This is a genomic window from Comamonadaceae bacterium OTU4NAUVB1 (assembly GCA_024372625.1).
In the GTDB taxonomy this organism is placed as follows: domain Bacteria; phylum Pseudomonadota; class Gammaproteobacteria; order Burkholderiales; family Burkholderiaceae_C; genus Variovorax.
Window position 1 is genome coordinate 282,831 of the sequence record CP099607.1, and the last position, 23,061, is coordinate 305,891.

Below are 23,061 nucleotides of genomic sequence, written 5' to 3' on the forward strand. Positions count from 1 at the left end.
GCGGCGCGGCGCGGCGCGGCGCCGGGGCGCATGGCGAAACCCGAGGCTAACCGGATCGCACCGGGCACGGAGCTTGCGTCGAACGGGGTTCACGGTGCAACGAAGCACCGTTCTGGTGATTACTCCGCGGTTCCGCGGATCCCGGTGGCGCACGCCTCCCGGCACCTTACCGCCGGCGAAGCCGCCGCGCGATCCTCCCCCAAACCCGCCGACGATCCGCGCCCTCCCCCGGGGCCGTGTCCAGGCATTGCATCGAACGAAGCTGCCATGTCGACCTTCAAGACCTTCCTGCGATCGGGCCACTCCCCCACCCTGTTCGCCGCGTTCTTCTACTTCGCGTTCTCGTGCTGCATCTGGGTGCTCAACGGCGCCATGGCGCCCTTCATCGGCGAGACCTTCAACCTCACGCCGGCGCAGAAGGGCCTGATGCTGTCGGTGCCGATCATCGCGGGGGCGCTGATGCGCTTTCCGCTGGGCATCCTGTCGCAGTACATCGGCCGCAAGAACGCCACGCTGGTGGAGATGGCGCTGATCGCGGTGGCGATGCTGTTCGGCTTCTTCTTCGTGCACAGCTTCAACGAGCTGCTGGCCATGGGGGTGCTGCTGGGCATCGCCGGCGCCAGCTTCGGCGTCGCGCTGTCGCTGGGTTCGGGCTCGTTCCCGCCGCAGCACAAGGGCCTGGCGATGGGCCTGGTGGGGGCCGGCAACATCGGCACCGCCGTGTCGGTGCTGGTGGCGCCGCCGCTGGCCCAGTGGCTCGGCTGGCAGGCGGTCTACGGCGTCGCGGCCGTGGCGATCCTGATCCCGATGGTCGTCATGATCCTGTTCGCCCAGGAGCCGCCGGACGTCGACAGCCACGCCAGCTTCCGCGAGCACGTGGCCTGCCTGTTCGAGAAGGACGGCTGGGTCTTCAGCCTGATCTACGGCGTGACCTTCGGCGGCTTCATCGGCCTCATCACCTTCCTGCCCTCCTACTACTACGACCAGTTCGGCGTCTCCAAGGTGCAGGCCGGCCAGCTGACCATGCTCGCGGCCTTCATGGGCGCGGCGGTGCGGGTGGTGGGCGGCTGGCTCTCCGACCGCTGGGGCGGCGTCAACACCCTCACGGTGGTGCTGGTCGTGGTGGCCGTGGGCCTGGCGCTGGTGGGCGTGAGCTCGGCCTCGCTGGTGCTCACCACGCTGCTGCTGATCGTGTGCTTCGCGGCCCTGGGCGCGGGCAACGGCGCCCTGTTCCAGCTGGTGCCGCTGCGCTGGCCGGCCAGCACGGCCGTGGCCGGCTCGATGATCGGCGAGATCGGCGCCCTCGGCGGCGGCCTGGTGCCCAACGCCATGGGCCTGTCCAAGCAGTACCTGGGCAGCTACGTCTGGGGCTTCGTGTTCTTCGCCGCGCTGTCGCTCGTCATGCTGGGCGTGATGCGCGTCATGCAGATCCGCTGGACGCGCACCTGGGCCGAGAAGGGCGGACGCGCCCGCGCGACGCCCGGCGTCGCCGCGTCGGCCGCGCCCGTCACCGGTCCGAAGAAATCGCCCACGGCCCGCCGCCCGGTGCGTTCCTGAGACGCCCACCGGTGGAAGCAGCCGTGAAGCCATCGTCGTCGAGCGGGCCCGAAGCCGCGTCGGGGACCGGAACCATGCGCCCGTGCGGTGAGGACCGCGGCCGCGCGTCGGGGACGCGCAGCGCACCGGTTCGCAGCGTCTCAGCGCGGCAGGAAGAGCAGCCAGACCAGCAGCACGACGTTGAACAGCAGCGAGATCGCCAGGCCGATGCGCAGCAGCAGCACGCGGTCGCGATGGATCAGGGGGATCGGCCCCGGCGCGGCGACCGGCCGGGAGGCGCCGCGCTCCAGCGCGAGCAGCAGCTCCTCGGCGGTCTCGAAGCGCTCGCGCGGGTCGCGCGCGACGGCGCGGCGCACCAGGTGGTCGAGCCACAGCGGCACGTCCGGGCGGATGCCCGAGAGCGCGGCCGCGTCGCGCCGGTAGCGCCCGGTCTGGTAGGGCTCGATCTCGCCGTAGGGCAGCCGGCCGGCGAGCCACTGGTAGAGCGTGACGCCCAGGGCGAACAGGTCGCTCGCGGCATCGGCGGTGGCGCCCTCCCACTGCTCGGGATTGATGTAGCTGGGCGTGCCGGCGTGCAGCGCGCGCGTGGCCGGGTCCTCGCGGCCCGACAGCGCCACGCCCAGGTCGAGCAGGCGCCAGCGGCCGTCGTCGCCCCGGTGCAGGTTGTCCGGCTTGATGTCGCGGTGCACCACGCCGTGGCGGTGCAGCCGGCCGAGCGCGCGCGCCCACTGGACGGCCGCCTCCACCACCTCGGCCACGGGCGCCGGGCCGTCGCCCTGGCGCTGCGCCAGCGTGCGCCCGGCGTGCCAGTCGAACACCGTGTAGAAGGCGCTCGCGCGCGGGTCGCGCGGATGGACGCGCACGAAGCCGGCGTCGCCGCGCGCGCTCACCCGCAGGCCGAGCCAGGCCTCGTGCGCGAGCATGGCGCGTTCCTGCGGGTCGCTGGCGCGGCTCGGATGCAGCACCTTGAGCGCGACCAGCGCGCGCGTGGCGCGCTCGCGCGCCTGGTAGATCAGGTGCACGCCGGTGTCGGCCACGCGCGCGGTCACGGTGTAGCCGTCGATGACGTCGCCGATCCTGAGCAGCGGCGGGGTGGGCAGCCGGCGGGCGTCGACCTGCTCGTCGTCGAGCGATCTCGCGTCCAGGCCGGTCACGCGCAGCACCAGCGCGGTGGCGTTGTCGCGCGTGCCGGCCGCGCGCGCCGCCTGCACCAGCGCCTCGCTCGCGGCGGCGACCTCGCCGGCGAGCGCCAGCTCGCCGATGCGCGCGTCCCGCAGCACGCCGTGCACGCCGTCGGTGGTCAGCACGAAACAGTCGCCCACCCGCACGTCGCCCTGCGCGTAGTCCACGCGCACCTGGTCGTCCAGGCCGACCGCGCGCGTGAGCCGCGACGCCAGGTCGCGCTGCTCGAAGGCGTGGTCCTGCGTCAGGCGCGCGACCTCGGGCGCGCCGTCCGCGCCGTCGGCGCGCACGTGCCAGGCGCGCGTGTCGCCGACGTGGGCGAGCGTGTAGCGGTGGCCCTGCAGCGCCAGCGCGGTCAGCGTGGTCAGGCCGGTGCGCCCGTCCTGGCGACGCGCGTTGTGGCTGGCCAGCCAGTCGTTCTGGGCGCCGATCAGGCGGTCGAGCGCCACCGTCGCCTCCCAGGTGTCGGGCGTGGCGAAGTAGTCCGCCAGCAGGCCCATCACCGTGGTCTGGGCCGCCTCCAGCCCGCCCCCGCCGGTGGACACGCCATCGGCGATGGCGGCGATCAGGCCGCGCGCCGCCTCGTCCCGGGGCGCCCGCACGGCGCCCGCGAAATCCTCGTTCAGGTCACGCGGTCCACGGTGGCTGCTGTAGCCGATCTCGACGTCGAAGCTCATGGCGCGATTGTTGTTCACGCCCCGGGCATCGCACTTGCTTCGAACCCCCGAAAGGATCCCTCCCGATGAAACGACTCAAACTGGTGCTGGTGGGCAATGGCATGGCGGGCGTGCGCACGCTCGAGGAGCTGCTCAAGCTCGCGCCCGACATGTACGACATCACGGTGTTCGGCGCCGAGCCGCATCCGAACTACAACCGCATCCTGCTGTCGCCGGTGCTCGCGGGCGAGCAGACCATCGAGGAGATCGTGCTCAACGGCTGGGACTGGTACACCGACCACGGCATCACGCTGCATGCCGGCAAGAAGGTCACCGAGATCGACCGCATCGCCCGCCGCGTGCGCGCGGTCGGCGCCGACGGCGAGGTGGTCGAGACCACCTACGACCGCCTGCTGCTGTGCACCGGCTCCAACCCCTTCATCCTCCCGGTGCCGGGCAAGGACCTCAAGGGCGTGATCGGCTACCGCGACATCGCCGACACCGACTACATGATCGAGACCACGAAGACGCACAGGCACGCGGTGGTCATCGGCGGCGGCCTGCTGGGCCTTGAGGCCGCCAACGGCCTGATGCTGCGCGGCATGAGCGTGACGGTGGTGCACAACAGCGCCTGCCTGATGGACCGCCAGCTCGACACCGTCGCCGGCGGGCTGCTGCGCCAGTCGCTGGAAGGGCGCGGGCTGTCGTTCCGGCTCGCCGCGCAGACGCAGGAGCTGGTGGACGACGGCGCCGGGCGCGTCAGGGCGGTGCGCTTCAAGGAAGGCCCCGAGGTGCCGGCCGACCTGGTGGTGATGGCCGTGGGCATCCGCCCCAACACGGCGCTGGCCGAGTCGATGCGCCTGCACTGCAACCGGGGCGTCGTGGTCAACGACACCCTGCAGACCGTGACCGACCCGCGCGTCTATTCGGTGGGCGAGTGCGCGGCGCACCGCGGCATCGCCTACGGCCTGGTGGCGCCGCTGTTCGAGCAGGCCAAGGTGGCGGCCAACCACCTCGCGCAATGGGGCATCGGGCGCTACCAGGGCTCGCTGACCTCGACCAAGCTCAAGGTCACGGGCATCGACCTGTTCAGCGCCGGCAACTTCCAGGGCGGCGAGGGCACCGAGGAGATCGTCATGAGCGACCCCTTCGGCGGCGTCTACAAGAAGCTGGTGCTCAAGGACGACAAGCTCGTGGGCGCCTGCCTGTACGGCGACACCTCCGACGGCAGCTGGTACTTCAAGCTGCTGCGCGACGGCCGCAGCATCGGCGATATCCGCGAGAAGCTGATGTTCGGCGAATCCAACATCGGCGACACCGGCCACGAGGGCCACAGCAAGGCCGCGACCATGCCCGACGAGGCCGAGGTCTGCGGCTGCAACGGCGTGAGCAAGGGGGCCATCTGCAAGGCGATCCGCGAGAAGGGCCTGTTCACGCTCGACGAGGTCAAGAAGCACACCAAGGCCAGCGCCTCGTGCGGCTCGTGCACCGGCCTGGTCGAGCAGATCCTGATGTTCACGGCCGGCGGCGACTACTCGGCCGCGCCCGGCAAGAAGGCGATGTGCGGCTGCACCGACGCCAGCCACCAGGACGTGCGCGAGGCCATCCGCGGCCAGAAGTACCTGACCCACGCGCAGGTCTACGCCGGCCTGGGCTGGCGCACGCCCGACGGCTGCGCGAGCTGCCGCCCGGCGGTCAACTACTACCTCATCAGCACCTGGCCGAAGGAGGCGAAGGACGATCCGCAGAGCCGCTTCGTCAACGAGCGCAGCCACGCCAACATCCAGAAGGACGGCACGTACTCGGTGATCCCGCGCATGTGGGGCGGCCACACCACCCCCGACGAGCTGCGCCGCATCGCCGACGCGGCCGACAAGTACAGGATCCCGACGGTGAAGGTCACCGGCGGCCAGCGCATCGACCTGCTGGGCGTGAGGAAGGAGGACCTGCCGGGCGTCTGGAAGGACATCGGCATGCCCTCGGGCTTCGCCTACGGCAAGTCGCTGCGCACGGTGAAGACCTGCGTGGGCAGCGAGTGGTGCCGCTTCGGCACCCAGGACTCGACGCAGATGGGCAAGGACATCGAGCACGCGCTGTGGGCGATGTATTCCCCGCACAAGGTCAAGATCGCCGTCAGCGGCTGCCCGCGCAACTGCGCGGAGGCCGGCATCAAGGACGTCGGCGTGATCGGCGTGGATTCGGGCTGGGAGATCTACGTCGGGGGCAACGGCGGCATCAAGACCGAGGTCGCGCATTTCCTGGTCAAGCTCAAGACGCCCGAGGAGGTGATGGAGTACACGGGCGCCTTCCTGGAGCTCTACCGCACCGAGGCCTGGTACCTGGAACGCACGGTGCACTACATCGGCCGCGTCGGCCTGGACCACGTGAAGCAACGCATCCTGGAGGACGCCGAGGGGCGCCGGGCGCTGTGGGAGCGGCTGCAGTTCGCGCTCGACGGCGAGCCGGACCCGTGGTTCCAGTCGGTGCAGGCGCAGGTGGACGTGCGCCAGTTCGTGCCGGTGGCCGGCGCGACGGCCTGAGCTTCCGCCCAGACGAGACCCCACGACAGAAGAAGGAAATTCCCATGACCGACTGGACGACGATCTGCCGCCTGGAGGACATCCCGGTGCTGGGCGCGCGCCGCGTGGCGCGGCCCGCGGGCGTGGCGGTGGCGGTGTTCCGCACCGCCACGGACGAGGTGTTCGCGCTGCTCGACCGCTGCCCGCACAAGGGCGGGCCGCTCTCGCAGGGCATCGTGTTCGGCGCCAGCGTGGCCTGCCCGCTGCACAACTGGACCATCGCGCTGGACGACGGCTGCGCCCGCGCGCCCGACGAGGGCTGCGTGCCGCGCTTCGCCTGCCAGGTCGAGGCCGGCGCGGTGCAGCTCGACGCCCTCGAACTGGCGACGCACGCGCTCGACCTGGCCGCGCCGCGCGCCGGCCCGGGCGCGGCCACGGCCGGCGCCCTGGGCGACGAGAGCTTCGGCGTGCAGGCGCCGCACGGAGGCTGACGCATCGTGATGTCCCTCCTCCAGCCCCTGGCGCCCGCCCTGGACCTCCACGTCTCGCCGCGCGAGACGCGCTCGACCTGCCCGTACTGCGGCGTGGGCTGCGGCGTAATCATCGAATCGGTGGGCGCGCAGATCACCGGCGTGCGCGGCGACCCGGACCATCCCGCCAATTTCGGGCGGCTCTGCACCAAGGGCTCGACGCTGCACCTGACGGCCGCCGCTGAGGTGACGCGGCAGACGCGCCTGCTGCAGCCGATGCGGCGCACGGCGCGTGGCGCGGCGCCGGTGGCGATCGGCTGGGACGACGCGCTCGACGGCGCGGCGGACGCGTTCGCCCGCGTGATCGACGCCCATGGACGCGACGCGGTCGGCTTCTACATCTCCGGCCAGCTGCTGACCGAGGACTACTACGTCTTCAACAAGCTGGTGAAGGGGCTGATCGGCACCAACAACCTCGACACCAACTCGCGCCTGTGCATGAGCAGCGCGGTGGCGGGCTACAAGAAGACCCTGGGGGCCGACGCGCCGCCGGCGTGCTACGACGACTTCAACCACGCCGGCTGCCTGTTCATCACCGGCAGCAACACGGCCTGGGCGCACCCGATCCTGTTCCGCCGGATCGAGGACGCCAAGCGCGCCGACCCGGCGATGAAGATCGTGGTGGTCGACCCGCGGCGCACCGACACCTGCGAGATCGCCGACCTGCACCTGGCCATCCAGCCCGGCACCGACGTGATGCTGATGCACGGCATGCTGCACCTGATGCTGTGGGAGGGCTGGACGAAGCCCGACTACATCGCCGCCCACACCACGGGTTTCGAGGCCCTGCGCGCGCTGGTGCGCGACTGCACGCCCGAGCGCGTGGCGCAGGTCTGCGGCATCGCGGCGGCCGACCTGCTGGAGGCGGCGCGGCTGTTCGCCACCTCGTCCGCGACGCTGAGCCTGTACTGCCAGGGCCTGAACCAGTCGTCCGCCGGCACGGCCAAGAACGCCGCGCTGGTCAACCTGCACCTGGCGACGGCGCAGATCGGCCGCCCGGGGGCGGGACCGTTCTCGCTCACCGGCCAGCCCAACGCGATGGGCGGGCGCGAGGTCGGCGGCATGGCCAACCTGCTGGGCGGCCACCGCGACATGGCCGATGCCGCGCACCGCGCCGAGGTCGCCGCGCTGTGGGGCGTGGCCGACGTGCCGGCCGCGCCGGGCAAGACGGCGGTGGAGATGTTCGAGGCCGCCGCCGACGGGCAGATCAAGGCGCTGTGGATCTCCTGCACCAACCCGGCCCAGTCGATGCCCGACCAGGCCACGGTGCGCCGCGCGCTGGAACGCTGCGAGTTCGTGGTGGTGCAGGAAGCCTTCGCCACCACCGCCACCTGCGCCCACGCCGACCTGCTGCTGCCGGCGACGACCTGGGGCGAGAAGGTCGGCACGGTCACCAACAGCGAGCGGCGCATCTCGCGCGTGCGGCCGGCCGTGGCCGCCCCGGGCGCGGCACGCCACGACTGGTCGGCCGTGGCCGATTTCGCGCGGCGCCTGGAGCGGCGGCTGCCGGCGGTGGCGCCGGCCACCCTGTTCCCCTACGCGCTGGACGACGCGGCCGGCGCCGAGGCGATCTGGCGCGAGCACCGCGAATCCACGCGCGGGCGCGACCTGGACATCACCGGGCTGTCGTGGGCGATGCTCGACGCGCTCGGCCCGCAGCAGTGGCCGCTGCCCGAGGGCGCCGCGCGCGGGCGCGAGCGGCTCTACGAGGACGGCGTCTTCCCGACGCCGGACGGCCGCGCGCGCTTCCACGTCGCGCCCTACAGGCCCGTGGCCGAGGCGCGCGAGGCGCGCTATCCGTTCTCGCTGAACACCGGCCGGCTGCGCGACCAGTGGCACGGCATGAGCCGCACCGGCACGCTCGGGCGGCTGTTCGGCCACGCGCCGGAGCCGGTCGTGCAGATGAACCCGCAGGACCTGGCGCGCCGCCAGCTCAAGGACGGCGACCTGGTGCACGTGACCTCGCGCCGGGGCTCGGTGGTGGTGCCGGTGCAGGCGAGCCCGGAGGTCGGCCTGAGCCAGGCCTTCATCGCCATGCACTGGGGAGCCGAATACCTCAGCGGCCGCTCGGGCGCGGGCGAGCCGATCGCCGGCGTGAACGCGCTCACCACGCCGGCGTACTGCCCCGATTCCAAGCAGCCCGAACTCAAGCACGCGGCGGTGAAGATCCTGAAGGCCGAACTGCCCTGGGGCCTGCTGGCGATGGCCTGGCTGCCGGCCGACCGGGCGCTGGCGGTGGAAGGCGCGCTGCGGGCGCTGATGCCGCGCTTCGAGTTCGCGAGCTGCGTGCCCTTCGGCACGGGCGGCGCGCTGGTCGCCGGGGGCGACGCCGCCGTCGAGCGCACGGGCGTGCTGCTGCGCGCCGCCGCGCACGCGGCGCCGGACGACGCGCTGCTCGGCCAGGTCGAGCACCTGCTCGGCCTGGCCGGCGCGGACACGCTGCGCTATGTCGACGCGCGCCACGGCCAGCGCCGCGCCGCGCGGCTGGTGCGCGCCGAGGATGGCCAGTCGGCGCACCTCGAGGGCTTCCTGCTGGGCGGCGACGTCCGCGCCGAGGCCTGGATCCGCACGCTGCTGCAGGAACGGCTGCCGGCGCAGACCTTCGGCCGGCTGCTTCTGCGCCCGGGGGCGACCGCGCCGGCCGGCGTCGCCGCGCGCGGCAAGACCGTCTGCAGCTGCTTCGGCGTGACGGAGACGGCCATCGCCGCCACCCTGACCGGGTGCGCGGGATCGGACAAGGAGCGCCTGGCCGCGTTGCAGGGCGCGCTCCGGTGCGGCACCAACTGCGGCTCCTGCATCCCCGAACTCCAGCGCATGGTGCGCGCCACCGCGCCCGCCGCGACGGCGGGCGCGCCGGCCGCGCTTCCGGTGTCGGGCTGAAGCGCCGCCCCCTGCATGAATTCCACACGACCACTTCCACGATGACCGCTTCCACCCCCTTCTCCTCCCCCGCCGCCGCCGGCAGCTGCACGCTGGTGGGGGCCGGCCCGGGCGACCCGGAGCTGCTGACGATCAAGGCCGCGCGCGCCATCGCCGCGGCCACCGTGCTGTTCGTCGACGACCTGGTCGACGAGGCCGTCGTCGCGGCCCACGCGCGCCCGGGCGCGCGCATCGTCCACGTGGGCAAGCGCGGCGGCTGCAAGAGCACGCCCCAGGCCTTCATCGAGCGCCTCATGATCACCGCCGTGCGCGAGGGCGAGACGGTGGTGCGCCTGAAGGGCGGCGACCCCTTCATCTTCGGGCGCGGGGGCGAGGAGGTCGAGCACCTGAGGCAGGCGGGCATCGCCTGCGCGGTGGTCAACGGCATCACCGCCGGGCTCGCCGCGGTCACCTCCCTGGGCGTGCCGCTGACCCACCGCGACCACGCCCAGGGCGTGGTGTTCGTCACCGGCCACGCCAAGACCGGCGCGGCCGCCCCCCAGGACCCCACCGACTGGCGCGCGCTGGCCGCGACGGTGCGCGAGGCGCGCCTCACGCTGGTGATCTACATGGGCGTGGCCGGGGCGGCGCACATCCAGGCCGAGCTGCTCCACGGCCTGCCCGGGGACACGCCCGTGGCGGTGATCCAGCACGCGAGCCTGCCGCACCAGCGCCACGTCGCCACCACCCTCGCGCGCCTGGGCGTGGCCATCGTGCAGGCCGGCCTGGGCAGCCCCTCGGTCATCGTCGTGGGCGACGTCCTCCACGGCCTGGCCGCCGCCGCCCAGCCGGCCACCCGCTTCGGCACCTGAAGAACGACACCCACCGCACGAGGAACGCCATGACCACGCTCATCAAAGCCGCCGAACTCTGGATCCCCGACGCGGACGGCCAGATCCTCGAACTGTCGGCCGGCCTCTACGGCGCCGCCGGCGCCTTCGGCTTCCTCAGCCGGGGCATGTGCTTCGGCCGGGGCGAAGGCCTGCCGGGCAAGGCCTGGGAGGAACGCCGGCCGATCCTGCTGAAGGACCTGCAGTCGGGTCCGTTCCGTCGCGCCGAGGCGGCGCGCGCCGCCGGCCTGAGCTGCGCGGTCGCGCATCCGGTGTTCGTCGAGCAGACCTGCAAGGCCGTGGTGCTGCTGTTCTGCGGCGACGTGCAGGCCGAGGTCGGCGCCCTCGAGCTGTGGCGCAACGACCCGCGCGTGACGCCCGACATGACGCTGGCCGACGGCTACTACGGCGCCACCCCGGGCGGTTTCGAGACGGCCTCGGGCGAGACCTACCTGGAACGCGGCACCGGGCTGCCGGGGCTGGCGTGGCAGCACGAGGCGTCGGTGTACTTCCCCGACCTGTCGCGCGCCGCGGGCTTCCCGCGCGCCGCCGCCGCCGCGTCGGCGGGCATCCGCAGCGGCATGGCCATTCCCTGTCCGGTGCCGGGACGCGAGAACTACGCGCTGAGCTTCCTGTGGCCGGCCGACGTGCCGGTGGCCCGGCGCGTGGAGAGCTGGACCGTCGCCGCGGCCGGCCACCCACCGACCCTGGCCTACCGCTTCGACGCCGGGCTGGACGGAGCCGACGACGCAAACGCCGCCACGGGCGCGGCGGGCGCGGCGGGCGAAACGCCGGGCGCTGCCGTGGCGCGCGCGCTGGCCACGGCCCTGCCGCAGGTCGAGGCCGCGCCCGGACCGGGTCACCACGGCGTGCTGGCGCTGCCGATCGTCATCGACACCCTGGTGGCCGAGGTGGTCGCGTTCTCGCTCTGAGCCGCGCCTGACAGAGACGCCGCGTGGCGTCTGTGGGGGTATGTCCGTGTGAAATAAGCACGCTTTTCGCACGCGACGTTCCTAGGATGGGCCGCATGCAAGTGTCCGCCCACCCTCCTCCCGTTCCCCGAGGGAACGCCATTTCCACCGCCCTGGCTGGCGGTGCCGTTACGTCGTGTTTCGATTTCACAGGGTAAACCCTGCGGTTTGCACACGAAAGTCTTCCTAAAATTTATTCAAGTTGAATTAATTAATAGCGCTTGCGTGCCGTCGGTACGCTGATGCGCACCAGGAGACGAACCCCGTGACTTCCGAAGGCCCCGGTCGAGGCGCGAACTCGAACAGCCTGCGCCTCTACAACGAGCGCACGCTGCTGCAGCGGCTGCGCCGCGCGGGCGAAGCCTCGAAGGCGGACCTGGCGCGCTGGGCCAAGCTCACCAACACCGCCGTCGGCAGCATCGTGCAGTCGCTGGAGGAAGCGCAGCTCATCGAGCCCGCCGGGCGCCGCCAGGACGGCCAGCGCGGCCAGCCCGCCGGGCTCTACCGCATCAACCACGAGGGCGCCTACGGCATCGGCGTGCGCCTGGACCGCACCAGCATCGAGAGCGTGCTGATCGACCTGGGCGGCAACATCCTGGCGCGCGAGTCGCACGACCTGCTGCTGCCCCACCCCGACCGCGCCCTGGCGCTGGTGCGCAAGGACGTGGCGCGCCTGCTCACCGTGCTGGACGCCGGCCAGCGCCGCCGCTTCATGGGCGTGGGCCTGGCGCAGCCCTACAACCTGGGGAGCTGGCTGCGCGAGCTCGACCTGAAGGCCGACTTCCGGGTCTGGGACGAGGTCGACTTCGGCGCCATGCTGGCGCAGGCGGTGCACCACCCGGTGTTCCGCGAGAACGACGGCAACGCCGCGGCCATCGCCGAGCTGTTCTTCGGCGTCGGGCGCGAGGAGAACGACTTCCTCTACGTCTTCATCGGCCCGGCGCTGGGCGCCGGCGCGGTGATGGGCGGGGAAAGCCTGCGCGGGGCCACCGGCAACGCGGCCGACCTCGGCCTGATGCCGGTGCCCGCGAGCCGGCTGGACTCGGCCCCGCCGGCGGAACGGCGCTGGGACATCCTGCTGTCGCGCGCCTCGCTCAATTCGCTGTCGCGCCACCTGCGCCACCACGGCGTCGCGGTGCGCGGCAACGCCGACCTCGAGGCCTGCGTGCGCGCCGGGCGCGCCGAACTCGGCGAATGGCTCGACGACTGCGTCGACGCCCTCGTGCCCTCGATCCGCGCCACGCTGGCGGTGCTGGACCTGCCGGTGGTGGTGCTCGACTGCGACATCGACGGCGGCCTGGTGGGCGAGCTGATGCGGCGCGTCGACGCCGGCCTGCGCCTGATCGCCCCGGAAGCGCGGCAGACGCCGCGCCTGCTGCGCGGCAGCTTCCGCGCCGACGCCGGCGCCATCGGGGCGGCGAGCCTGCCGATGTTCTTCAACTTCTCGCCCCGCGCCGACGTCCTGCGCGGACGCTCGCACCGCCATCAAATGGAGACGATTCATGTCTGAGACCACGCCCATCCTGCTGGAACTGCGCAAGATCTCCAAGACCTTCCCCGGCGTGAAGGCGCTGCGCGACGTGCGGCTGAAGGCGCGCGCCGGCCACATCCACGCCCTCATGGGCGAGAACGGCGCGGGCAAGTCGACGCTGATGAAGGTGCTCTCGGGGGCCTACATGCCCGATGCCGGCGCCGAGATCCTGATCGACGGCCAGCGGGTGGACATCGACGGGCCGCTCGCGGCCAAGAACCTGGGCGTCTCGGTGATCTACCAGGAACTCAGCCTCGCGCCCAACCTCACGGTGGCCGAGAACATCTACATGGGCCGGCCGCTGCGCCGCGCCGGCCTGGTCGACCGCGCCGGCATGACACGCGCCTGCGAGGCCACGCTCACCCGCCTGGGCGCGGATTTCGGCCCCACCACGCGGGTGGAGACGCTGTCGATCGCGCAGCGCCAGCTGGTGGAGATCGCCCGCGCGGTGCATTTCGACTGCCGCATCCTGGTGATGGACGAGCCGACCACGCCGCTGTCCACCCACGAGACCGACCGCCTGTTCGTGCTGATCCGCCGCCTGCGCGACGAGGGCCTGGCCATCCTCTACATCAGCCACCGCATGGACGAGATCGACGAGCTGGCCGACGAGGTCACGGTGCTGCGCGACGGCACCTACGTCGGCACCCTCGAGCGCGCCGAGCTGACGCGCGACAAGCTGGTGAAGATGATGGTCGGGCGCGACCTCTCGGGCTTCTACCGCAAGGAGGGCACGGGCCACCACACCGGCCGGAAGGCCCTGAGCGTGACCGGCCTGGCCGACGGCCGGCGCGTGCACGGCTGCAGCTTCGAGCTGCACGCCGGCGAGGTGCTGGGCCTGGCCGGCCTGGTGGGCGCCGGGCGCACCGAACTCGCCCGCCTGATCTTCGGCGCCGACCCGCGCACCGCCGGCCAGGTGGCGCTCGACGACAGCGGCACGGTGCTCGACATCCGCCAGCCGATCGACGCGATCCGCTCGGGCATCCTCTACCTCACCGAGGACCGCAAGGGCCAGGGCCTGTTCCTGGACCTCTCGGTACGCGACAACATCAACGTGATGGTGTGCCCCGGCGACGCCGGCGCCGGCGGCGTGATGGACGGCAAGCGCGCCCTCCAGCGCGCCAACGACGCCATCGGCCAGCTTTCCATCCGCGTGCCCTCCTCCAAGGTCAACGTCGGCTCGCTGTCGGGGGGCAACCAGCAGAAGGTGCTGCTCGCGCGGCTGCTGGAACTGGGCCCGCGCGTGCTGATCCTGGACGAGCCCACGCGCGGCGTGGACATCGGCGCGAAGAGCGAGATCTACCGCCTGATCGACGAGCTGGCGCGCCGCGGCGTCGCGGTGCTGGTCATCTCCAGCGAGCTGGCCGAGGTCGTGGGCATCTGCGACCGCGTCGTCGTGATGCGCGAGGGCCACCTCGTGGGCGAGGTCGGCGGCGCGAGCGGCCACGCGATCAGCCAGGAGAACATCGTCGCGCTGGCCACCGGCGCCGACGTGCTCCAGGCCCCCGTCGTGCACTGACGCCCGCCATCCGAAGCCGAATCCAATTCCGATCGACCCCGCTCCCCATCCGACAACGAAGACAGACCCGGAGATTCCCATGACCGAACCGACCTCCAACGCCCTCACCGGGGTGGACGCCTCCACCACGCCCTCGACGCCGAGCGCCCCGCGCATGAGCAGCGCCACCACCGGCAAGGACCTGATCCGCGCGCTGGGCATGCTGCCGGTGCTGGTGCTGCTGTGCATCGGCTTCAGCCTGGCCAGCGAAGCCTTCTTCAGCCTGCAGAACCTGTCGATCATGACGCAGCAGGCCTCCATCAACATCGTGCTGGCCGCGGGCATGACCTTCGTCATCCTGACCGGCGGCATCGACCTGTCGGTGGGCTCGATCCTGGCGGCCTCGGCGGTGGTGGCGATGCTGGTGTCCAACATCCCCGAGTTCGGGATGCTGGGCATCGCCGCGGGCCTGGCCTGCGGCCTGCTCTTCGGCCTCATCAACGGCGTGCTGATCGCCTTCGTGAAGCTGCCTTCGTTCATCGTCACGCTGGGCTCGCTGACGGCGGTGCGCGGCATCGCGCGGCTGATCGGCAACGACGCCACCATCTCCAACCCGAACCTGCCCTTCGCCTTCATGGGCGACGGCGAGGTGCTGGGCATCCCGTCGCTGGTGATCATCGCGTTCGTGGTGGTGGCGGTGTCGTGGTTCATCCTGCGCCGCACGGTGCTGGGCCTGAACATCTACTCGGTGGGCGGCAACCCCGAGGCGGCGCGCCTGGCCGGCATCAAGGTGTGGGCGGTGCTGCTGTTCGCCTACTGCACCTCGGGCCTGCTCTCCGGCCTGGGCGGCGTGATGGCCTCGGCCCGCCTCCAGTCGGCCAACGGCCTGCAGCTGGGCGCGTCCTACGAACTCGACGCCATCGCGGCGGTCATCCTGGGCGGCACCAGCTTCGTCGGCGGCACCGGCTCCATCCTGGGCACGCTGATCGGCGCGCTGATCATCGCGGTGCTGACCAACGGCCTGATCCTGATGGGCGTCTCCGACATCTGGCAGTACATCGTCAAGGGCCTGGTGATCATCGGCGCCGTGGCGCTGGACAGCTACCGCCGCCGCGGCTCCGCCCGCACCTGAGCACCGCGTCCCCGTCCTCTTTCTGTTTCTGTTTCTGTTTTCCCCGATTCCCGTTCCCCGCCTTTCCCAGGAGACATCCATGCGCAACACCATCCTCGCCCTGACCGTGATCGCCGCCGCCCTCGCGGCCCCCGCCGTCCAGGCCCAGAACAAGCCGATCAAGAACGTCGGCATCACGCTCGGCTCGCTGGGCAATCCGTTCTTCGTCTCGCTGGCCAAGGGCGCCGAGGCCAAGGTCAAGCAGCTCAACCCGGCCGCCAAGGTCACGATGCTGTCGGCCGACTACGAGCTCAACAAGCAGTTCTCGCAGATCGACGGCTTCATCGCCGCGGGCACCGACCTGATCCTGGTCAACGCCGTGGACGCCAAGGCCATCGAGCCGGCGCTGGTGAAGGCCAAGAAGGCCGGCATCGTGGTGGTGGGCGTGGACGTGGCGGCCAACGGCGCCGACGCGACCGTGCAGACCAACAACGTGCAGGCCGGCGAGATCGCCTGCCAGTTCATCGTCGAGAAGCTCGGCGGCAAGGGCAACGTCATCATCCAGAACGGTCCGCAGGTCTCTGCCGTGATCGACCGCGTCAACGGCTGCAAGTCGGTGTTCAAGAAGAACCCGGACATCAAGGTGCTGTCGGACGACCAGGACGCCAAGGGCTCGCGCGAGGGTGGCCTGAACGTGATGCAGAACCACCTCACGCGCTTCCCCAAGATCGACGCCGTGTTCGCCATCAACGACCCGCAGGCCGTGGGCATCGACCTGGCCGCGCGCCAGCTCAAGCGCAAGGGCATCGTCATCGCCTCGGTCGACGGCGCCCCCGACATCGAGACCGCGCTCAAGGGCGACACCCAGGTGCAGGCCTCCGCCAGCCAGGACCCCTACGCCATCGCGCAGAAGGCGGTGGAGATCGGCCAGGACCTGATCAACGGCAAGAAGCCGGCCGCGCCGATGACGCTGCTGCCCTCGACCCTGATCACGCGCGACAACGTGAAGGACTACAAGGGCTGGTCGGCACCGCGCTGAGCGGCCCCCGCCCTCGTCGATCGTTCGCACCTACACACAACCCGGGGAGAAGCGCCATGTTCGTGGTCTGCGGTGAAGCACTGATGGATGTCTACACGGGCGCCCAGACGCCCACCGGCCTGAGCCTCGATGCGCGCATCGGCGGCTCGCCGCTCAACGTGGCGCAGGGACTGGCCCGGCTCGGCCGGCCGGTCGCCTTTCTCACCGGGCTGTCGAGCGACGCCATCGGCGAGCGCCTGATGGCCTCGCTCGCCGCCGAGGGCGTGGACACGTCGCTGGTGCTGCGCAACGACGCGCCCAGCACGATCAGCATGGTGCTGGTCGACGCGCTGGGCGTGCCGCGCTATGCCTTCCACGGCGACGGCGCGGCCGACCGGCAGATCACCAACGAGACCCTGCCCCGGCTGCCCGCCGACACGCGCGCGCTGCAGTTCGGCTCCTACGCGCTCGCGGTCGAGCCGGTGGGCAGCGCCCTGCGCGCCCTGGCGGCGCGCGAGCGCGACCGGCGCCTCGTGGCCTACGACCTGAACGTGCGCCTGAACGTCGAGCCCGACATCGCGCACTGGCGCGGCGTCGTGGAATACATGGTGCAGTTCGCCCACGTGCTCAAGACGAGCGACGAGGACCTGGACCTGCTCTACCCGGACGAGACGCCCGAGGCCGTCGCCGCGCGCTGGCTCGAACAGGGCGCCGCGCTCGTGATCGTGACGCGCGGCCCGCACGGCGCGACCGCCTGGACGCGCGCGACCCGCGTCACGGCGCCGTCGCCGCGCGTGGCGGTGGTCGACACGGTCGGCGCGGGCGACACCTTCCAGGCCGCCTTCCTGACCTGGCTGGACGAGCGCGACCTGCTGACGGCCCCCGCCGTCGCGGCGCTCGACGCCGCCCAGCTCGAGGCCATGCTGCGGTTCGCCGCGCGCGCGGCCGCGATCACCTGCTCGCGGCGCGGCGCGGACATGCCCCGGCGCGCCGAACTGGACTAGACCCGGCCCGGACCGCGGGCGCCGCGCGCGCCACGGCGAGGCCCCTCGGCAGCGGGCCCACAATGGGCCTCGCACCCGGAGGATCCCCATGACCCGCTTCGTCGACGTCCCCACCATGTCGCGGCTGATCGAATCGATCGGCCTGCGCACCTTCATCGGCGAGCTCGCCGACGCCATCCGGGCGGACTTCCTGCGCTGGAACGACTTCGACAAGTCGCCGCGCACGGCCGCCCACTCGGAGGTCGGCGTGATCGAGCTGATGCCCGTCGCCGGCTCTCTCACCTACGCCTTCAAGTACGTCAACGGCCACCCGCGCAACACCGCGCGGGGCCTCTACACGGTGATGGCCTTCGGCGTGCTGGCCGAGGTCGCCACCGGCCGGCCGGTGCTGCTGTCCGAACTCACCATCGCCACCGCGCTGCGCACCTGCGCGACCTCGCTGGTCGCCGCGCGCGCGCTGGCGCGGCCCGGGTCGCGGCGCATGGCGCTGATCGGCAACGGCGCGCAGGCCGAATTCCAGGCGCTGGCCTTCCATCTCCACCTGGGCATCGAGGAACTCGCGGTGTTCGACGTCGACCCGCGCGCCACCGACCGGCTCGCGCGCAACCTCGCGCCGTGGCCGGGCCTGCGCGTGGTGCGCTGCGGCTCGGTCGCGGCGGCCGTGCGCGGCGCCGACATCGTGACCACCGCCACCGCCGACAAGTCGCGCGCCACCATCCTCGTGCCGGAGATGATCGAGCCGGGCATGCACGTCAACGCCGTCGGCGGGGACTGCCCCGGCAAGACCGAGCTGCACGCCGACGTGCTGCGCGGCGCCAGCGTGTTCGTCGAGTACGAGCCGCAGACGCGCGTCGAGGGCGACATCCAGCAGTTGCCGGCGGACTTCCCGGTGGTCGAGCTCTGGCGCGTGCTCGCCGGCACCGCGCCGGGCCGGCGGGACGAGCGCGAGGTCACGGTGTTCGACTCGGTCGGCTTCGCGCTGGAGGACCACGCGACGCTGCGCTACGTGCTGGCGCAGGCCGAGCGGCACGGGCTCGGCACGACGATCGCGCTGGTGCCGACGACCGACGATCCGAAGGACCTGTTCCGCCACGCCCGGGCCGGCGCGGCCACTGACGCGGGTTCAGCCGACGTCGAGCGTGGTGGTGTGCAGGGACGCGTCGCCGTCGTCGACGTCGCCGAGGTCGATCGTGAAGCAGGTGCCCCGCCCCACGGTCGAGCGCACGTGGATGCGGGCGTTGAGCACCTTTGACAGGCGCGCGACGATCGACAGGCCCAGCCCCATGCCGTCGACCGTTGGCGCGTCGGCGCGGTCGACCCGGTAGAACTCCTGGAAGATCCGGTCGATGTCCCCGGCCGGAATGCCCAGTCCCTGGTCCCAGACCTGCACGCGCACGCCGTCGCCGTGGGGACGCGCGACCAGCAGGATGCGGCGTCCGGGCGGGCTGTACTTGATGGCGTTGCCCAGCACGTTGCCGATCATGCGCTGCAGCCGCACCGAGTCGCTGCGGATGACGGCGGCGACGCCGCGCACGCGCAGTTCGATCCCCTTGGCGGCGGCCAGCGGGCCGAACTGGACACCCAGGCTGTCGAGCACCTCGGCGGTGCGCACCTTCTCCACCTGCAGGATCACCTGGCCGCTGTCGAGGTTGGCCAGGTCGAACAGGGACTCGAACATGTGCTTGACCGCCAGGCTGGCGGCCGCGATCTTGGGGGCCAGTTCCGGCTGCATCTCCGGGTAGGCCAGCAGGTGCTCGGCGTAGAGCGACAGGGCCATGACCGGCTGGCGCATGTCGTGCGCCGCGGCGGCGAGGAAGCGGTCCTTGGTCTCGACCGCCGCGCGGGCTTCCCGCGCCTTCTGCTGGACGTCGTACTGCAGTCCGAACTGCTCGGTCTGGTTCTGGTGGATGCCCAGCCCGTAGTGGCCCAGCAGCCACCAATAGAACACCGAGATGCCCAGCAGCAGGTAGTGGGGCACGTCGGTGCTGGACTCGCGCGTGGCCGTCATGACCAGGATCACGCCCACGACGATCGAGAACAGCGTGTTCGTGTAGGCGTGCTGCAGCCGTGGCACCAGGGCCACGCTGGTGAGCGGCGCGGAGGCGGCGCAGGCCAGCACCAGCCAGCAGCCGAGCTGGTTGTAGACCGGGATGCGGTCGAAACTGAAGACCAGCGAGACCCCCCAGATCGCCCCGTGCAGGCCGTAGATCGGGCGCATCGTTCGCACGAACGCCACCGGGGCCTCCCCGTCCTCGAACGCGCCGCTGCGCAGGTAGCGCGCTTCCGCGCGCTGGCGCAGCGCCAGCACCGACAGCCCGGCGATCAGCCACAGCAGCAGCCCGGGCGTGCTCGCGTACCCCCAGCAGCAGACCACGAAGATCACCATCAGGGTGCCGCCGACGTTCTGGCGGAAGCGGCTGCCGCGCAGGAAGATGGTCAGCAGACCGGTCTGGATCGAACGGGCGCGCTCGTCGAGCGCAGGGGCGGGTGGCGCCATGGCCGGCATCGGCGCCAGGAGCGGCCCCAGGACCGGATCGTCGGCCGGCGCCGCGGGCCCGGCGGTGCACGCCGCCCGGTCGTCCGGCGACAGCGGCTCGATCGGCTGCAGTCCCGAGTCCGATGTGAACCGGTGCTGCAGTCGGAGGAGTCCGAAGGACTGGCGGGTCGATGGAAGGCGGAAGCGCACGTGGAGAAGGAGTGTTGACGCCAGTGCATCACCGGCCGCGACCACATTGTCAATGCGTCAAATGCCGCAACGCCGCGCCGTCGGTCATCCTCTCAAAATAATGCGTCCCAGCGTTCATTTCGCGCACTTCGGCCCCGGGCGAGGTGGGGGTTTCCCCACGTGCGGGGCTCAGCGACAGGCGAAGCTCGCGGCGTCCTCCACATTGCCGCCGGCATAGGTCGCGACCTGGGGGTAGGGGCACAGCGGCCGCGTGCGGCCGGGCCAGGGTGCCGTGGCGGCGGCCCTGGCGACGATGCGGTCGGGCGCGATGCCGCGTTCGACCCAGTCGGCCAGCGGTGTCAGCGCGTCGTAGACGTCGGTCGAGGGACCGCCCGAGGCCGAGCAGTGGTTCATGCCGGGCACCAGGAACAGCCGCGCGAAGTCGCGCGTCGCCGCGTCGCCGCCGTTGGCGTCGGAGAGCTTGCGCACGTAGTCGATCGAGTCGTTGGCCGAGAAGATCGGATCGCTGGTGCCGTGGACGATCAGCATCTTGCCGCCGCGCTCGCGGAACGCGCCGACGTCGGTCGAGGTGGTGTTGTAGATCGCCGCGTAGGCGTCCATGCGCGCGGGATCGGTGTCGAAGTTGAAGGTGTAGACGTCGAAGGCCGGCGCGGGCGGGGTGAAGAACTCCTTGAGCATCGCGTCGGTGGCGATGAGCGTGTGGTTGCGCGCGTTGGGCGTGGGCGTGGTGGACGTGCCCAGGCGCCAGTTGCGCCAGTCGGCGCCCTTGATGCCGCTGTCCCACGGCCAGCTCGCGTAGAGCGAACGTCCGGTCGAGTCCTTGGGACCGGCGAAGTCCCGCTTCAGCGCGCCGACCTGCGCGGCCGACAGGCAGGCGTCCGTCTTCGCGCCGGTGCACTGCAGCACGGCGGGGTCGAAGCTGCAGGCCGACGGGTTGACGCCGACGATGCCGTCGGCCAGGCCGTCCTGCGCGTCGCACTGCCTGACGACGGCGTCCGAGACCAGCGCCAGGTCCTGGGAGGACAAAGCACGGCTCAGGATGCGCCGGCCGCTGGCGGGGTCGGTGGGCGCGACGGCGTCGTACGTGAGCACGCTCCACGTCGACGCGACCGAGGCTTCCTTGGCGACCTTGATGGCCGGCGCGTTGGCCGCCACGCCGTCGAAGTAGGCCGGAAAGCGCTGCGGGAACAGCAGGGCCTGCCGGCCGCCGCCCGAGCAGCCGACGAAATAGGAGCGGTCCGGGCCGCGACCGTAGGCCTGGCCGATGAGGGCCTTGGCCGCCAGCGTCACGCGGTCGTAGGCGGCGTAGGCATGGTCGATGCGCGCCTGCGGGTCGAGCCCGAAGCTGGCGTCGGTCACCTGGTGGCCGGCATCGGTGGTGACGACGGCGTAGCCCTTGGCGAGCGCGCTGGTCTGCAGCGCCGCCGACGAGGCGTCGTTGCCCGCCAGCGCGCCGATCGCCAGGCGCACCACGCCGTCGTTGCCGCCGCCGCCCTGGAAGGCGAAGCGCCCGTTCCAGGTCCTGGGCAGCCGCAGTTCGAAACCGGTGTGGTAGGCCTTGCCGTCGACGCCGGTGCGCGGGTTCATGCGGCCCTGGACGACGCAGTGCGCCGGCAGCGTGACGCCGTTGACGACCGTGCCCTGCGCCACCGCGACGCCGGTCAGCGTGGTCTCGGGCAGGCGCGCGCCGGCGAGGGCCTCGCACTCGCCCACCAGGCTGGAGGTGGTGGGCAGCGGCGCCGGGCGGGGCGCGTCGTCGCCACCGCCGCCGCAGGCGCACAGCGCCGCGGCGGCCAGCGCCGCGGCGGAGGATCGGATCGTCGGGAAGGTCATGGGTGTGTCTCCGGGGTTCGTCGTCGGCGGACGTTACGGCGCGGGACCGGCGGGGCGGTCATCCCAGAAGATGACAGCGCGCCCGGCCGCGCGCCGGTGTCGTCCTCAGGGATGACAACGCCGGGGCCCCGGGTGCCGGAGACTCGGAACCACTCGAAGAACCACGGGACCCCGGAGGTCCCGACCCGCCCTGGAGACACCACCGATGCTGCGCCGACACCTGCTCGCCCTCACCCTCGCCTCGGCCACGGCCGCCGCCCTGCCCGTGGCGGCGCTCGCCCAGGCGGCGCCCTACCCGGACCGCCAGGTGCGCCTGATCGTCGGCTTCCCGGCCGGCACCGGACCCGACGTCGTCGCCCGCACCGTCGGGCAGAAGCTCGGCGAACTGCTCAGGCAGCCGGTGGTGGTGGACAACCGCGCCGGCGCCGGCGGGCAGATCGGCGCGCAGGCGGTGGCCAAGGCCGCGCCGGACGGCCACACGCTGCTGCTGGGCGAGGTGGGATCGATCAGCATCGCCCCGGCCTCGTACACCAAGCTCTCCTACGACCCGGCGCGCGAGCTGGTCGCGGTGTCGGAGCTGGTGCGCTCGGACTTCATCCTGGTGGTGCCGCCCGACTCGCCCTACCGCAGCGTGAAGGAACTCGTCGCCGGCGCCCGGGCCAAGGGCGAGCGCGTGAACTTCGGCACCTTCGGCGCCGGCACGCCGGGGCACTTCGGCGCCGAGGTGTTCGCCGCCGAGGCCGGCCTGAAGATCGAGCCGGTGCACTACCGCGCCACCGGCGACGCCATCACCGCGCTGGTGGCCGGGGACGTGCAGGCCGCCTTCGTGACCACCGCGCTGGCGGCGCCGCAGATCAAGGGGGGCAAGCTGCGCGCCCTGGCGACCACCGGGGCGGCGCGCTCGGCACTGCTGCCGGAGGTGGCGACCATGGCCGAAGCCGGTTTCCCCAAGGTCGACTTCTCCGCCTGGTTCGCGCTGATGGCGCCGGCCGGCACGCCCACGGCCACGCTCGACGCGCTGGGTCAGGCGGCGGTCGCGACCCTGCAGGCACCGGAGGTGCGGCGCGTGCTGCAGGAAGCCGGCTTCACCCTGGCCGGCACGGGCCGCGCCGACAGCGAGCGGATGGTGAGGAGCGAGGCCACGCGCTGGGCGGGCGTGGTGAAGGCGACCGGCTTCAAGGCCGATTGAGCGAACCGCCGCGCCGGGACCGGCCGT

General features: G+C 72.2%; 15 protein-coding genes and 1 pseudogene. 13 read left to right on the forward strand and 3 right to left on the reverse strand.

Features of this window, described 5'->3' with window-relative positions:
* The first annotated feature begins 267 nt into the window (after nucleotides 1-267).
* Entirely contained in the window at nucleotides 268-1,557 is a 1,290-nt protein-coding gene (locus NF681_20980) for an MFS transporter (GenBank protein UST56081.1), read from the forward strand.
* 140 nt (nucleotides 1,558-1,697) lie between these two features.
* On the opposite strand, the gene NF681_20985 is transcribed toward NF681_20980, so the two are convergent.
* The gene (locus NF681_20985; GenBank protein UST56082.1) at nucleotides 1,698-3,416 is read right to left on the reverse strand and encodes a bifunctional protein-serine/threonine kinase/phosphatase; all 1,719 of its coding nucleotides are present in this window, start codon (nucleotides 3,414-3,416) and stop codon (nucleotides 1,698-1,700) included.
* 65 nt (nucleotides 3,417-3,481) lie between these two features.
* Here NF681_20985 and nirB point away from each other — a divergent pair, with 65 nt between their 5' ends.
* From nirB to NF681_21040, 11 genes and pseudogenes are all read left to right on the forward strand, one after another.
* A complete protein-coding gene (nirB, locus tag NF681_20990; protein UST56083.1) occupies nucleotides 3,482-5,935 on the forward strand; it encodes a nitrite reductase large subunit NirB in 2,454 nt (817 codons plus the stop codon).
* Nucleotides 5,936-5,979: 44 nt separating this feature from the next.
* Nucleotides 5,980-6,405, forward strand: coding sequence for a nitrite reductase small subunit NirD (gene nirD, locus NF681_20995; GenBank protein UST56084.1), 426 nt, complete (start codon nucleotides 5,980-5,982; stop codon nucleotides 6,403-6,405).
* Between the two features lie 9 nt (nucleotides 6,406-6,414).
* The gene (locus NF681_21000; protein UST56085.1) at nucleotides 6,415-9,324 is read left to right on the forward strand and encodes a molybdopterin-dependent oxidoreductase; all 2,910 of its coding nucleotides are present in this window, start codon (nucleotides 6,415-6,417) and stop codon (nucleotides 9,322-9,324) included.
* 41 nt (nucleotides 9,325-9,365) lie between these two features.
* Nucleotides 9,366-10,175: a uroporphyrinogen-III C-methyltransferase gene (gene cobA / locus NF681_21005; protein UST56086.1), complete on the forward strand. Its 810-nt coding sequence runs from the start codon at nucleotides 9,366-9,368 to the stop codon at nucleotides 10,173-10,175.
* A gap of 29 nt (nucleotides 10,176-10,204) precedes the next feature.
* The gene (locus NF681_21010; GenBank protein ID UST56087.1) at nucleotides 10,205-11,125 is read left to right on the forward strand and encodes a hypothetical protein; all 921 of its coding nucleotides are present in this window, start codon (nucleotides 10,205-10,207) and stop codon (nucleotides 11,123-11,125) included.
* A gap of 304 nt (nucleotides 11,126-11,429) precedes the next feature.
* Complete coding sequence (locus NF681_21015) at nucleotides 11,430-12,674, forward strand: ROK family protein (GenBank protein UST56088.1); 1,245 nt, start codon at nucleotides 11,430-11,432, stop codon at nucleotides 12,672-12,674.
* Nucleotides 12,667-14,214, forward strand: a complete 1,548-nt coding sequence (locus NF681_21020) for a sugar ABC transporter ATP-binding protein (GenBank protein ID UST56089.1) — start codon at nucleotides 12,667-12,669, stop codon at nucleotides 14,212-14,214. Before NF681_21015 ends, NF681_21020 begins: the two co-directional genes overlap by 8 nt.
* 154 nt (nucleotides 14,215-14,368) lie before the next feature.
* The gene (locus NF681_21025; protein ID UST56390.1) at nucleotides 14,369-15,325 is read left to right on the forward strand and encodes a ribose ABC transporter permease; all 957 of its coding nucleotides are present in this window, start codon (nucleotides 14,369-14,371) and stop codon (nucleotides 15,323-15,325) included.
* Between the two features lie 79 nt (nucleotides 15,326-15,404).
* Nucleotides 15,405-16,343: an ABC transporter substrate-binding protein gene (locus tag NF681_21030; protein UST56090.1), complete on the forward strand. Its 939-nt coding sequence runs from the start codon at nucleotides 15,405-15,407 to the stop codon at nucleotides 16,341-16,343.
* Between the two features lie 56 nt (nucleotides 16,344-16,399).
* Nucleotides 16,400-17,326 carry a carbohydrate kinase gene (locus NF681_21035; protein ID UST56091.1) on the forward strand — a complete coding sequence of 309 codons (927 nt, stop codon included), beginning with the start codon at nucleotides 16,400-16,402 and terminating at the stop codon, nucleotides 17,324-17,326.
* An 88-nt stretch (nucleotides 17,327-17,414) separates the two neighbouring features.
* Nucleotides 17,415-18,434, forward strand: a pseudogene (locus tag NF681_21040) (ornithine cyclodeaminase).
* 15 nt (nucleotides 18,435-18,449) lie between these two features.
* Here NF681_21040 and NF681_21045 read toward each other — a convergent pair.
* Both NF681_21045 and NF681_21050 read right to left on the reverse strand, forming a co-directional pair.
* A complete protein-coding gene (locus NF681_21045; GenBank protein UST56092.1) occupies nucleotides 18,450-20,012 on the reverse strand; it encodes a HAMP domain-containing histidine kinase in 1,563 nt (520 codons plus the stop codon).
* A 168-nt stretch (nucleotides 20,013-20,180) separates the two neighbouring features.
* A complete protein-coding gene (locus tag NF681_21050) occupies nucleotides 20,181-21,845 on the reverse strand; it encodes a tannase/feruloyl esterase family alpha/beta hydrolase (protein UST56093.1) in 1,665 nt (554 codons plus the stop codon).
* Between the two features lie 205 nt (nucleotides 21,846-22,050).
* Here NF681_21050 and NF681_21055 point away from each other — a divergent pair, with 205 nt between their 5' ends.
* Nucleotides 22,051-23,034: a tripartite tricarboxylate transporter substrate binding protein gene (locus tag NF681_21055; GenBank protein ID UST56094.1), complete on the forward strand. Its 984-nt coding sequence runs from the start codon at nucleotides 22,051-22,053 to the stop codon at nucleotides 23,032-23,034.
* Nucleotides 23,035-23,061: the final 27 nt, after the last annotated feature.

Bases quoted from the DNA above. Each gene is read 5' to 3' on its own strand.
- NF681_20980 (UST56081.1), top strand. From the start codon at position 268: ATGTCGACCTTCAAGACCTTCCTGCGATCGGGCCACTCCCCCACCCTG.
- NF681_20985 (UST56082.1), bottom strand. From the start codon at position 3,416: ATGAGCTTCGACGTCGAGATCGGCTACAGCAGCCACCGTGGACCGCGT.
- nirB (UST56083.1), top strand. From the start codon at position 3,482: ATGAAACGACTCAAACTGGTGCTGGTGGGCAATGGCATGGCGGGCGTG.
- nirD (UST56084.1), top strand. From the start codon at position 5,980: ATGACCGACTGGACGACGATCTGCCGCCTGGAGGACATCCCGGTGCTG.
- NF681_21000 (UST56085.1), top strand. From the start codon at position 6,415: ATGTCCCTCCTCCAGCCCCTGGCGCCCGCCCTGGACCTCCACGTCTCG.
- cobA (UST56086.1), top strand. From the start codon at position 9,366: ATGACCGCTTCCACCCCCTTCTCCTCCCCCGCCGCCGCCGGCAGCTGC.
- NF681_21010 (UST56087.1), top strand. From the start codon at position 10,205: ATGACCACGCTCATCAAAGCCGCCGAACTCTGGATCCCCGACGCGGAC.
- NF681_21020 (UST56089.1), top strand. From the start codon at position 12,667: ATGTCTGAGACCACGCCCATCCTGCTGGAACTGCGCAAGATCTCCAAG.
- NF681_21025 (UST56390.1), top strand. From the start codon at position 14,369: ATGAGCAGCGCCACCACCGGCAAGGACCTGATCCGCGCGCTGGGCATG.
- NF681_21030 (UST56090.1), top strand. From the start codon at position 15,405: ATGCGCAACACCATCCTCGCCCTGACCGTGATCGCCGCCGCCCTCGCG.
- NF681_21035 (UST56091.1), top strand. From the start codon at position 16,400: ATGTTCGTGGTCTGCGGTGAAGCACTGATGGATGTCTACACGGGCGCC.
- NF681_21050 (UST56093.1), bottom strand. From the start codon at position 21,845: ATGACCTTCCCGACGATCCGATCCTCCGCCGCGGCGCTGGCCGCCGCG.
- NF681_21055 (UST56094.1), top strand. From the start codon at position 22,051: ATGCTGCGCCGACACCTGCTCGCCCTCACCCTCGCCTCGGCCACGGCC.